10 protein-coding genes are annotated in these 11,938 nt (G+C 64.9%); 9 read left to right on the top strand and 1 reads right to left on the bottom strand.

From position 1 onward, the window contains the following. Positions 1–27: 27 nt before the first annotated feature. Together argF and Q4E95_RS03615 are read left to right on the top strand one after the other, a co-directional pair. Entirely contained in the window at positions 28–1,002 is a 975-nt protein-coding gene (gene argF / locus Q4E95_RS03620; protein ID WP_303382006.1) for an ornithine carbamoyltransferase, read from the top strand. Then, on the top strand, positions 999–1,493 hold the full coding sequence (locus Q4E95_RS03615; RefSeq protein ID WP_303382005.1) for an arginine repressor: 495 nt from the start codon (positions 999–1,001) through the stop codon (positions 1,491–1,493). Before argF ends, Q4E95_RS03615 begins: the two co-directional genes overlap by 4 nt. 24 nt (positions 1,494–1,517) lie before the next feature. Here the strand turns inward: Q4E95_RS03615 and Q4E95_RS03610 are convergent, their stop codons facing one another. Continuing rightward, positions 1,518–1,949 (bottom strand): ankyrin repeat domain-containing protein, encoded by a 432-nt coding sequence (locus Q4E95_RS03610; RefSeq protein WP_303382018.1) that lies wholly within the window; start codon positions 1,947–1,949, stop codon positions 1,518–1,520. A 180-nt stretch (positions 1,950–2,129) separates the two neighbouring features. On the opposite strand from Q4E95_RS03610, the gene Q4E95_RS03605 reads away from it, so the two are divergent. The 7 genes from Q4E95_RS03605 to tyrS all read left to right on the top strand — a co-directional run bounded on the left by Q4E95_RS03605 (position 2,130) and on the right by tyrS (position 11,565). Next, positions 2,130–3,647 (top strand): long-chain fatty acid--CoA ligase, encoded by a 1,518-nt coding sequence (locus Q4E95_RS03605; protein WP_303382004.1) that lies wholly within the window; start codon positions 2,130–2,132, stop codon positions 3,645–3,647. 89 nt (positions 3,648–3,736) lie between these two features. Continuing rightward, a complete protein-coding gene (locus tag Q4E95_RS03600) occupies positions 3,737–4,945 on the top strand; it encodes an argininosuccinate synthase (protein WP_303382003.1) in 1,209 nt (402 codons plus the stop codon). Positions 4,946–5,113: 168 nt separating this feature from the next. Next, positions 5,114–6,559, top strand: coding sequence for an argininosuccinate lyase (gene argH, locus Q4E95_RS03595; protein WP_303382002.1), 1,446 nt, complete (start codon positions 5,114–5,116; stop codon positions 6,557–6,559). A gap of 12 nt (positions 6,560–6,571) precedes the next feature. Further along, a complete protein-coding gene (locus Q4E95_RS03590; protein WP_303382001.1) occupies positions 6,572–7,294 on the top strand; it encodes a DNA-3-methyladenine glycosylase in 723 nt (240 codons plus the stop codon). 49 nt (positions 7,295–7,343) lie between these two features. Further along, positions 7,344–7,871: an adenine phosphoribosyltransferase gene (locus Q4E95_RS03585; protein WP_303382000.1), complete on the top strand. Its 528-nt coding sequence runs from the start codon at positions 7,344–7,346 to the stop codon at positions 7,869–7,871. 99 nt (positions 7,872–7,970) lie between these two features. Continuing rightward, on the top strand, positions 7,971–10,247 hold the full coding sequence (locus Q4E95_RS03580) for a UvrD-helicase domain-containing protein (protein WP_303381999.1): 2,277 nt from the start codon (positions 7,971–7,973) through the stop codon (positions 10,245–10,247). 34 nt (positions 10,248–10,281) lie between these two features. Further along, entirely contained in the window at positions 10,282–11,565 is a 1,284-nt protein-coding gene (tyrS, locus tag Q4E95_RS03575) for a tyrosine--tRNA ligase (protein WP_303382017.1), read from the top strand. The last annotated feature ends 373 nt before the right edge of the window (positions 11,566–11,938 follow it).

The following is an 11,938-nucleotide window of genomic DNA, read 5'->3' as shown; positions in this document are numbered from 1 at the left end:
CATTTTTCATTCGCAGGAGGAACCCACATGTTGCGTCATTTTCTGGTCGATACCGATCTGAGCCCCCAGGAACAGGAACAGGTCCTTGATCTGGCCGCGGCACTGAAAGCCGATCGGTTCAGCCGCCGTCCCCTGGCCGGGCCGCAAACCGTGGGTGTCATTTTCGACAAGACCTCCACGCGCACCAGGGTTTCCTTCGCGACCGGGATAGCAGACCTGGGCGGCAATCCGCTCATCATCAACCCGGGGGAGTCCCAGCTGGGTCATAAGGAGACCATCGCGGACAGCTCACGCGTGTTCTCCCGCATGCTCGCCGCCGTCGTGTGGCGCACCTTCGAGCAGTCCGGATTGGAGGAGATGGCCGAGTACAGCTCCGTGCCGGTGATCAACGGGCTCTCCGATGATTACCATCCGTGTCAGATCCTCGCGGACCTGCTCACACTCCGCGAGCGGTTCGGGGACGTCACGGGCCGCACGCTGACCTACGTGGGCGATGCCGCCAACAACATGGCCAACTCGTACATGCTCGGTTGCGCCACCGCGGGCATGCACGTGCGCATTGCCGGCCCCGCCTCACACCTGCCCAGCCAGGATATTGTCGACGCCGCTCGCGAACGCGCCGCAGAGACCGGTGGCTCCGTGGTGGTCACCACCGACATGGGTGAAGCGCTCGCGGGGGCGCACGCGGTGGTCACCGACACGTGGGTGTCCATGGGGCAGGAAGCCGAAAAGGCGGACCGCGCCGAGATTTTCCGACCCTATTCCGTGACGACCGAGGCCATGGCACAGGCCGCCGAGGACGCGGTGTTCTTGCACTGCCTGCCCGCGTACCGCGGTGTTGAGGTTTCGGCCGAGGTTATTGACGGCCCCGCGTCCTTGGTGTGGGACGAGGCCGAGAATCGCGTGCATGCCCAGAAGGCGCTGCTCACGTGGTTGTTGGACTCTTCCGGGCTGTCCGCGGATCGGCCCGATTCGTTGCGCCGCGCCGGGGGGCGACAGTGAGCATTCCCGCCACCAAGACCGCCCGGCAGGCCCGCATCATCGAACTGGTGATCGGCGGGGACATCCACTCGCAAGCGGAGCTGGCCGACTTGCTTGCCGCCGACGGCGTTCAGGTCACCCAGGCCACGCTGTCCCGCGACCTGGTCGAACTCGAAGCCGTGCGGGTGCGCTCCCCGGAAGGCGGATTGGTCTACGCGGTGCCCCAGGCGGGCGCGGATCGATCACCCGCGAGCGGTATCACCAGAGAAACCCTGGACGCGCGCCTTGCCGGACTGTGCAAGGACCTGCTGGTCACGGCGGAAGCGAGTGCGAACTTGGTCATTCTGCGGACCCCGCCGGGAGCCGCCCAGTACTTCGCGTCCGCGATCGACCATTCGGTACTCCCGGGCATCCTGGGCACGATTGCCGGGGACGACACCATCATGATTGTCTGCCGGGATCCCCAGGGTGGGGGAGCGGTGGCGCAGAAATTCCTGGACATGGCCCGCTGATCCGCGGTGTCCGGTCTGCCGTGTTCAGGACTCGCGGGGTTCGAACTCCTGGAGCACGGGCAACAGGTTCTCCTGCCCGAACACCTTGGCCACATCCTGGGCGTGCTGGTTACCCGTGGCTTGACCCGCACCGGCTTCCAGGAGCCTGCGCGTAATGGGCTCATTGCCCCGGAACACCGCGCAGAGTAACGCGGTGAACCCCGCGTCACTCACGCGCTCGGTATCCGCACCGTGGTCGAGGAGCATGAACACGGTCTCTTCCTGCTCCTGGTAGGCCGCCAGGTTCAGCAGCGTGTCGCCCTTGGCGTTGGTCAGGTTGGCCGGGACACCCGCCTCGAGTGCTTCTCGCAAGAAGTCGTTCCTACCCTCGCGGGCGGCGTCGAAGAGGGAATTGACGTATTCGATTTCCTCGTCGCTCAACTGCGGTTGCTGGGCGTTGTTCTCCGATGCGGACACGGGCGGTTCCTCCTGAACGATCTGACATGGCGCGGCGTCTCCCGGATCGGGTGCCACCAGGACAGTGTCCCATGGCGCTGCGACACGATAGCGGTGGCCACGGGGCGTCGCATTGACTCTGTTACCCGATACTGGCAGTCTCATGTGTCACAGATCACTACAGCTATCGGGAGATTATTCATGTCCAATGTGGCCACCCTGCTCACTGATTCCGCCGACCGTTTCCCCGATCGCCCCGTGATCATCCTGGATGACACCCGGGTCACCTACGCGCAACTCAACGACCTGTCGGCGCGGGCGGCCGCAATGCTCAAGGCGCAAGGGATCACGCCGGGTGACCGCGTGGCCATGGTCATGCCCAATGTTCCCCACATGCCCGTGCTGTACTACGCGATTTTGCGGATCGGGGCCATCGTGGTCCCCCTCAACCCGCTGTTGACCCCGCGAGAGCTCAGCTACCACTTCACCAACGCCGAGGTTTCCGCGGTGTTGACGTGGGAGGCCATGATCGAGGCCAGTCAGCAGGCCGCCAAGGACGCCGGTGACATCCCGGTGGTGGCCATTGGCGCGCAGGACACCCTTCAGAAGCTGCAGGGTGTGGAACCCGACAACGATGTGGCTGAGGTAGCAGACAACGACACCGCTGTGCTGCTCTACACCTCGGGCACCACGGGCAAGCCCAAGGGCGCGGAGCTGACCCACCTCAATCTGCGCTCGAACGCCACGATGTCCGCCAGGGGGTTCTCCCTCACCGAAGAGGACGTGAAATTCGGCGGCCTTCCGTTCTTCCACGTGTTCGGTCAGACCGTCGCGCTCAACGGAGTCGTTTCCGCGGGCGCGTCCGTCACGTTGCTGCCTCGATTCGACCCGGTCAAGGCCCTGGAGATCCTGCGCCGGGACAAAGTCACCGTGTTCGTGGGTGTGCCCAGTATGTATGTGGCTCTGCTGCACGCCGTGAATCAGATCGGGCCGGAGGCGGTGGAGGGCATCAACCTGCGGGCCACTCTCTCGGGCGGTTCGCCCATGCCCGTTGAGGTTCTCGAAAAGTTCGAGAGGGTGTTCAACACGACCGTGCACGAGGGTTACGGGTTGTCGGAGACGTCACCGGTGGTCTCCTTGAATCAGCCCGGCGGAATTCGCACACCCGGTTCCATCGGAACCCCGGTGGACGGTGCCGAGCTGGACATCGTGGACGGTCACGACCAACCGGTCGCGACCGGCGACGTGGGGGAGTTGGTGGTCCGGGGGAAGTACGTGATGAAGGGCTACTGGCGGAACCCCGGGGCCACGGAGGCGGCCATCCGCGACGGCTGGTTCCACACCGGAGACATGGCACGCCGGGACGATGACGGAGTGTATTACATCGTGGACCGCAAGAAGGACATGATCCTGCGCGGCGGTTACAACGTGTATCCCCGCGAGATCGAGGAGGTCTTGTACCAGTTCCCCGGCGTGGTGGAAGCTGCCGTGCTGGGTGTGCCGGACGAGAAGCACGGCGAAGAGGTGGGCGCCGTCGTCGTTCTCGACCCCAAGGCGCTGGGCGAGCGCAGCATCGAGGACGTGACCAAGGAGCTGGATGCCTTTGTCCAGGAACGCGTGGCCAAGTACAAGTACCCCCGGCATTACAAGGTGCTGGACGAGCTCCCCAAGGGCCCCACGGGCAAGATCCTCAAGCGCGAACTCAGCCTCGATGCATAAATACAAGAACTGCTGTATAGTCATGCATTGAGGCGCGGGCCTGGTCCCTGCGCAAATCTTTCGTCGTGCAGCAAAGTGAGGAGAGCACCGTGAGCGATCGCGTTGTGTTGGCATACTCCGGAGGTCTCGATACTTCCGTGGCTATCGGTTGGATCGGTGAAGCCACGGGCGCTGAGGTCATTGCCGTGGCCGTGGATGTGGGTCAGGGTGGCGAGGATCTGGAGACCATCCGCCAGCGCGCCCTGGACTGCGGCGCGGTCGAGGCGTACGTTGCCGATGCCCGGGACGAGTTCGCCGAGGAATACTGCATGCCGGCACTGAAGGCCAACGGCATGTACATGGATGCGTACCCGCTGGTGTCTGCCGTGTCCCGCCCCGTGATCGTCAAGCACCTGGTCAAGGCGGCCAAGCAGTTCGGCGCCACCACCGTGGCGCACGGTTGCACCGGTAAAGGCAACGACCAGGTTCGCTTCGAGGTCGGTATTCAGACCCTGGGCCCCGATCTCAAGTGCATCGCCCCGGTCCGTGACCTGGCTCTGACCCGTGAAAAGGCCATTGCCTACGCGGAGAAGAACAACCTGCCGATCGTCACGACCAAGAAGAACCCCTTCTCGATCGACCAGAACGTGTGGGGACGCGCCGTGGAGACCGGTTTCCTGGAGGACATCTGGAACGGTCCCACCAAGGACGTCTACGACTACACGGACGATCCCACCTTCCCGCCGCCCGCGGACGAGCTCATCATCACCTTCAAGGAAGGTGTCCCGGTCGCGATCGACGACAAGCCGGTGAGCGCGCTGCAGGCGATCCAGGAACTCAACCGCCGCGCCGGCGCTCAGGGTGTGGGCCGGATCGACATCGTCGAGGACCGCCTGGTGGGGATCAAGTCGCGTGAGATCTACGAGGCCCCCGGTGCCATGACCCTGATCGCGGCGCACCGCGAACTCGAGAACGTGACCCTCGAGCGTGAACAGGCCCGGTTCAAGAAGACCGTGGATCAGCGCTGGACCGAACTGGTCTACGACGGTCAGTGGTTCTCGCCGCTCAAGAAGTCCCTGGACGTCTTTGTGGACGACACCCAGAAGTACGTCAACGGTGACATCCGCATCGAACTGCATGCCGGTCGCGCCACCGTGACCGGTCGCCGTTCGGACACCGGCCTGTACGACTTCAACCTGGCCACCTACGACGAAGGCGACTCCTTCGACCAGTCCAACGCCCGCGGCTTCATTGAGCTGTTCGGCATGTCGTCAAAGGTTGCCTCCCAGCGCGAACAGCGCTTGGCCGGAGAGAACTAAGCGACATAGCCGCGTCATGACCGGCCGGGCTCCTAGACTGGAGCCCGGCCGGATTCACGTCCGGACCAGTCACGGCCGGCCGGAACCCCGGTACCGTCGGCACGGGACCCGTTGGCGTCACGGCCGGCCGGAACCCCAACGAGCACCACCTCGCGAGCAAGGAGCACCATGGCCCAGCACCAGCAGCACGGAACCAACGAGGGCGCCCTGTGGGGCGGCCGTTTCGCCGGCGGGCCGGCGGATGCTCTGGCCGCACTGAGCAAATCCACGCAGTTCGACTGGCGGTTGGCTCCCTATGACATTGCGGGTTCCCGCGCTCATGCTCGCGTGCTCCACACCGCCGGACTGCTGACGGCGGAAGAACTGGACGCCATGATTGCCGCGCTCGATCGGCTCGAGGCCGATGTCCGTTCCGGTGCGTACGTTCCCGCCGATTCCGACGAGGACGTGCACGGTTGCCTGGAACGCGGCCTGATCGAACGCGCCGGGCCCCAGCTGGGCGGCAAGCTCCGCGCCGGCCGTTCCCGCAACGACCAGATCGCCACGCTGGGTCGCATGTACCTGCGCGACCACGCGGGGATCATCGCCAAGGACCTGTTGAATGTCGTGCGAGCGCTGATCTCGCAAGCCGAACGCTATCCGTACGCACCCATGCCGGGGCGCACTCACCTGCAACACGCCCAGCCCATCCTGCTGTCCCATCACCTGCTCGCCCACGCGTGGGCCGTGCTGCGCGACGTGCAGCGCCTGGTCGACTGGGACAAGCGTGCGGCCGTGTCCCCTTACGGTTCCGGCGCGTTGGCCGGTTCCTCCTTGGGACTGGACCCCAACGCGGTCGCCACCGAGCTCGGTTTCGACTCCGCCGTGTTCAACTCGATCGACGGCACGGCCGCTCGAGACGTCTACGCCGAATTCGCGTGGGTCACCGCCATGGCCGCCGTGGACATCTCTCGCATGAGCGAAGAGGTCACCACGTGGGCCACCAAGGAATTCTCGTTCGTGACCTTGGACGATTCCTTCTCCACCGGGTCCTCGATCATGCCGCAGAAGAAGAATCCCGACGTCGCCGAGCTCGCCCGCGGCAAGGCCGGTCGCCTCATCGGGGACCTCACCGGTCTGCTGGCCACCCTCAAGGGTCTGCCGCTGGCCTACAACCGCGACCTGCAGGAGGACAAGGAGCCGGTCTTCGACGCGATCGACCAGCTCGAGGTCCTGTTGCCCGCCGTGTCCGGGATGATGGGCACGCTCGTCTTCCACCCCGAACGCCTGGCCGAGCTGGCCCCGCAGGGTTTCGCCCTCGCCACCGACGTCGCCGAATGGCTCGTGCGCCAGGGCGTCCCCTTCCGCGAGGCCCACGAGATCTCCGGCGACGCCGTACGCGTGTGCGAGGAGAACGGTATGGAACTGTGGGAGCTCACCGACGAACAGTTCACTCGGATTTCGGAACACCTCGGCCCGCAGGTGCGCGAGGTGCTCACCGTGGAAGGGTCCCTGAATTCCCGCAACTCTCAGGGCGGCACGGCACCGGCCGCGGTGGCCCAGCAGCTTGTCGAGCTCAAGCGCCAGCTGGGCGAACTGGCGGCCTTCGAGTCGCGTCCGCCGATTGTTTCCTGACGCCTGACGTCCATGAGTAACCCGCTCGAAGAACTCTTGTCCGCAACGGCGCCGGCGGCAGCTCCGGCGCTGCTGGGAGCGGTCCTGGTGCGTTCAGACCCGGAGGCCACCGTGGCGCTGCGGCTGAGCGAGGTCGAGGCCTACGGCGGCCCGACAGGATCCGACCTTCCGGACCCCGGGGCGCACACCTATCGCGGCAGAACGGCCCGCAACGCCTCGATGTTCGGCCCTCCCGCCCACCTCTACGTGTACTTCACCTACGGTCTCCACCATGCGCTCAACCTGGTGTGTCGTCCCGACGGGCAGGCGGGCGGCTGCCTCATCCGCTCCGGGGAGGTCGTGGTGGGGGAAGACGCCGCGCGGCGTCGTCGAAGTGCCCTCCGGGCCACCGAACCAACGCACGTGGCGCTGGCCAGGGGGCCGGGCAACGTGGCCCAGGCGCTCGCCCTGAACCGCTCCGACGACGGCGCTCCGTTGCGCTACCTGGGTAGCTCCCCGGATCCCGTGCTCGCCGCGCAGCGTCTCGCGGACGAGAACCCCGGGCATCCGAAGCCCTGGACGGGGCTGTTTTTGCCGGACCGCGCGGGGCAGCTGGACATCGTGACGACCGCGCGCACCGGCGTTTCCGGAGAGGGCGGAACCGACGCTTTCCCGTGGCGATTCGCGCTGAAACACGACCCGACGGTCTCTCCCTACCGAAAAGCGGCCGTCAAGAAACGAAGAACCCGCTCGTAGCAACCACGTGAGCGGCTCATGCGGTAACAACGACGGATACGATGGTCCGGTGACTGAATCCGTAGAGCAGATGATTGACCGGTTGTGCGCCAAGATCCCGGACCACCCGGAACCGGGGGTGTTGTTCCGAGACCTCACCCCGCTGTTCGCGGACGGTGATGGATTCGCGCGAACGGTGGACGCCTTGGTCGACGCCTTCCGGGGGCAGTATGACTGCGTGGCCGGTGTGGAAGCACGCGGGTTCATGATTGCCTCCGCCGTGGCCTACGCCTCGGGTGTGGGCATTGTTCCCGTGCGGAAGAAGGGCAAACTGCCCCGGGAAACCATCTCGCAGCAGTACGACCTCGAATACGGCACCGAGACCCTGGAAATCCACACGGATGACGTTCCGCGCGGTTCGCGGGTGCTCGTCCTCGACGATGTCTTGGCCACCGGCGGGACCCTGGGCGCCTCGGCCTCGCTGCTGACCCGCGCCGGGTTCAATGTGGCGGGTTTCGGCGTGATCATGGAATTGACTGCACTGCGCGGCCGCGCGCAGTTGGGCGGCCACCGGGTCCGCGCGCTACTGCGCGTCTGAATTTTTCCCCGTGACACGTTGGGTCTCGGGAGCGCGATAGGATTGACGACCGCCGGTTATGGAACCGGCGGTCGTTTTCGTCCCCGTGAGGTGAATTGCGTGACCGAGTCCGCGTCAGACAGAACCGCCCAGCAGCTCGAGCTGGAACGGGATTACGTTGCACAGGCGTACGAACGTCTCGATGAGTTGCGCGCCGAGAACGGCCGCGAACTCTCCAAGGTGCGCCGCAGCGATTACGGCGGCGGTCACCAGGCGAAATCCGAACGCGATGCGTTCGCCAGTCACTACGAAGACCGATTGACGCAACTGGAATCGGTGGATGAACGCCTCGTTTTCGGCCGCCTCGACACCGAGGACGACGAACGCCACTACGTGGGTCGACTGGGCCTGGCCACCGAGAACCACCAACGCCTGGTGCTGGACTGGCGTGCGCGGGAGGCCGGCGCGTTTTACCAGGCCACCGCGCGCAACACCCAGGGGCTCGCGCGGCGTCGGCACCTGATCATGGAAAAGCGTGACGTCACCGCCATCGAGGACGACGTCTTCGACACCGAGGCCGTGGAACAGGACGAGATCGTCAGGGGCGAGGGTGCACTCCTCGCCGCGCTGAACAAGACCCGCACCGGTCGCATGAACGACATCGTCTCCACGATCCAAGCGGAACAGGACCGCATTATTCGCGCGCCACTCAAGGGTGTACGGGTGGTCCAGGGCGGACCCGGTACGGGTAAGACCGCGGTGGCCCTGCACCGAGCCGCCTATTTGCTCTACGAGCACCGCGAACGCCTGGCCAAGTCGGGCGTGCTCATCGTGGGGCCGTCGTCCTCGTTCCTGTGGTACATCGAACGTGTGCTGCCCGCGCTGGGGGAGACCGGCGTGGTGATGTCCTCGCTGGCAGACCTGTACCCCGGTGTGCACGGACAGGTGGAACGAGACCCGTGGGTGGCGCGCTGGAAATCCGGTCTGCACATGGTGGACGTGATCACGCGCGCCGTGGCCGATCGGCAGAAGGTTCCGGAGAAGAACCTCTGGCTCACCGTGGACGGTCACTCCGTGCGGCTCAAGCGCTCGCTGGTGCGCCATGCTCGAGAACGGGCCCGCGCCACCGGTAAGCCCCACAACGAGGCGCGCGAGACGTTCGTGAAAACCATCATCAAGCAGCTTGCGGAGACCCTCGGCCAGCAGCTCAATGACAAGGCCGGTTCCACCATGGATCGTTCTTACCTCAATGAGGATCTGCGGCAGTCGAGGGACGTTCGCGTGGCACTCAACCTGTTGTGGTTGCCGCTCACGCCCCAGCAGCTGGTGAGTCAGTTGTTCTCCAAGGAGCACTACTTGCGATCGGCGGCCCCCGATCTCCGTGATGCCCACATCGCCCAGCTGCTCCGCGCCCCGGACGCTCCGCTCACCGCAGCGGACGTTCCCCTGCTCGATGAAGCGGCCGAACTCCTCGGGGACTTCGATTCCGCGGGCATCAAGCTGCGGGGCCAGGCCGCCGAACAGCGCAAAGCCGCCGAGTCCGCGGAGAAGGTGCTCGCCACCATGGCGGAGGGCTTCGAGGACATCGGGGCCCAGGGCATCATCACGGTGGACCAATTGACCACGTTGAACGAGGAACCGGTACGGCGCATGACCGCGGCCGAAGCGGCGTCGTCGGACCGGACGTGGGCCTACGGCCACGTGGTCGTGGACGAGGCGCAGGAACTGTCCGCCATGCAGTGGCGCGTTCTCATGCGCCGATGCCCCATGAAATCGTTCACGGTGGTCGGGGACATCGCCCAGGCGGGTAATGCCGCCGCGGCAACCACGTGGGAGGGCGCGTTGGAACCGTTCGTGGGGGATCGCTTCTGCCTGGAGGAACTCACGGTCAACTACCGCACGCCTCAGCCCATTGCCGACGCCGCGGTGCGCGTTGCCCGCGCGGCAGGCCTGCGAGTGTCGGACCCGCGTGCGGTTCGTGACGGGGAGGATCCCGTTCTCATTAACGTCGCCGGGCGAGAAGAAGTGGCCGACGCCGTGGTCGAGCAACTGCGCGGGGAGCTCGAGCTGGTCGAGGGAGGACTGATCGGTGTCGTGTGCCCGGGTGACGCGATTGCAGCCGTGGCCGGCGCACTTGATCAGGCGTTCCCGGGGCTGGTCGCCGCGGGGATGCGACGGCTGGATCGCCAGATCATGCTGCTCACCCCGTGGGACGCCAAGGGGCTGGAATTCGATTCCGTGGTGGTCGTGGAACCAGCGGACATTGCCAATGACCCGGCCGGGGGAGTGGGCAATCTGTACGTGGCCATGACACGACCCACCCAGCGCCTGTACATGGTGGCCGCGCATGGCATGCCAGTGGGCCTGGACCACACCCACTCGCCGGCGCAGGACTGATAACTTGGTCCTCGTGTCAACCACCGATTTGAGCATGCAGCACAACGATCCGACCTTCGATTCCTTGTGGGAGGAGTTGAACTGGCGCGGACTGATCCAGGTGTCCACGGACCCGCATTCCATTGAGCAGGCCCTCGCATCCGGGCCGATCACGTATTACTGCGGATTCGACCCCACGGCGTCCTCTTTGCACCTGGGTCACCTGGTCCAGTTGTTGCTGCTGCGCCGTCTGCAGCTGGGCGGGCACAACCCCATCGGGTTGGTCGGTGGTTCCACCGGCTTGATCGGTGATCCGCGGCAGACCTCCGAACGAGTGCTGAATTCCCGCGAGACCGTGGCCGAGTGGGTCGAGCTGTTGCGCGAACAGGTTCAGCGGTTCCTCTCCTTCGAAGGGGACAACGCCGCGCGCATGGTCAACAACCTGGACTGGACCTCGCGGCTGTCCGCCATTGATTTCCTGCGGGACGTCGGCAAGAACTTCCGCGTGGGCACAATGATCAAGAAGGACATTGTCGCCAAGCGACTCAACTCGGACGAGGGTATTTCCTACACCGAGTTCAGCTACCAGATCCTGCAGGGTATGGACTTCCTGAACCTGTACCGCGAGTACGACTGCGTGCTGCAGACCGGTGGATCCGACCAGTGGGGAAACCTGACGTCGGGTACCGAACTGGTACGAAAGGTCGAGGGCGCCACCGTCCACGCCATCGGTACCCCGCTGATCACCAACTCGGACGGCACCAAGTTCGGCAAGTCCGAGGGCAACGCGATCTGGTTGAACCCCGAGCTCACCTCGCCGTACGCGTTCTACCAGTTCTGGCTCAACACCGCGGACGCAGATGTGGTGGACCGCCTCAAGGTCTTCACCTTCCGCAGTCGAGAAGAAATCGAAGAGCTCGCTCGCCTCACGCAGAACAAGCCGTACCGGCGTGAAGCGCAGAAGGCGTTGGCCCACGAGGTCAATACGCTGGTTCACGGTGAAGAAGCCACGCGTAAGGCCATTGCCGCCTCGGCTGCCGTCTTCGGTAAAGGACAGTTCTCCGACCTCGACGAGGAAACTCTGGCCTCGGTCACCGCTGAACTCCCGCACGCTGAAGTCGACGCGGATCAGACCACGATCATTGATCTCCTCGTGGCAACGGGGCTCTCGGAGTCCAAGTCCGCCGCACGCCGCACGGTCAAGGAGGGTGGCGTGTCGGTCAACAACCAAAAGGTCACCAACGCCGAGGCCGCCCTGGAAACCGGCGACCTGTTGCACGGCCGGTTCGCGTTGCTGCGCCGGGGTAAGAAGAACCTCGCAGCGGTCACCGTCCGCTGAAACCCGCGCAGTCGCGCGGTTCCAGCAGAGGCTTTGCGCGGGTGCCGATCCGTGTGTAATGTAGTCCGAGTCGCCGCGGGCAAGGCCGAAAAGCCAACGCAGCGGTGAACATCCCGTAAAGATCAGCACAGGTTGTTCCTGCGCCTTGTTCATGCGGAATCGACAGCTACCCGCAGTGGAAGCGAACAGACTTGGAACGTCAAGTTGACACGCCGAAACAGAAGGTACTACGATAGAAAAGTTGCTTCCGAGTGAAACCGAGAGGTTCGCAGCGGGCAGCGAAAATTTCAACCAACGACAGGATCGCTGAGATCCGCCGTGTGGTTTGTTGTTTGTCAACTCAATAGTGTGCCTAGTTTGTTGATACCAAGAA

The organism is Kocuria sp. (assembly GCF_030536815.1).
Classification (GTDB): domain Bacteria; phylum Actinomycetota; class Actinomycetes; order Actinomycetales; family Micrococcaceae; genus Kocuria; species Kocuria gwangalliensis.
This window is presented reverse-complemented; position numbering and strand designations above follow the sequence as displayed.

What these genes read in the sequence shown, in the direction of transcription:
- argF (WP_303382006.1), top strand. Translation starts at nt 28, where the DNA reads ATGTTGCGTCATTTTCTGGTCGATACCGATCTGAGCCCCCAGGAACAG.
- Q4E95_RS03605 (WP_303382004.1), top strand. Translation starts at nt 2,130, where the DNA reads ATGTCCAATGTGGCCACCCTGCTCACTGATTCCGCCGACCGTTTCCCC.
- argH (WP_303382002.1), top strand. Translation starts at nt 5,114, where the DNA reads ATGGCCCAGCACCAGCAGCACGGAACCAACGAGGGCGCCCTGTGGGGC.
- Q4E95_RS03590 (WP_303382001.1), top strand. Translation starts at nt 6,572, where the DNA reads ATGAGTAACCCGCTCGAAGAACTCTTGTCCGCAACGGCGCCGGCGGCA.
- tyrS (WP_303382017.1), top strand. Translation starts at nt 10,282, where the DNA reads ATGCAGCACAACGATCCGACCTTCGATTCCTTGTGGGAGGAGTTGAAC.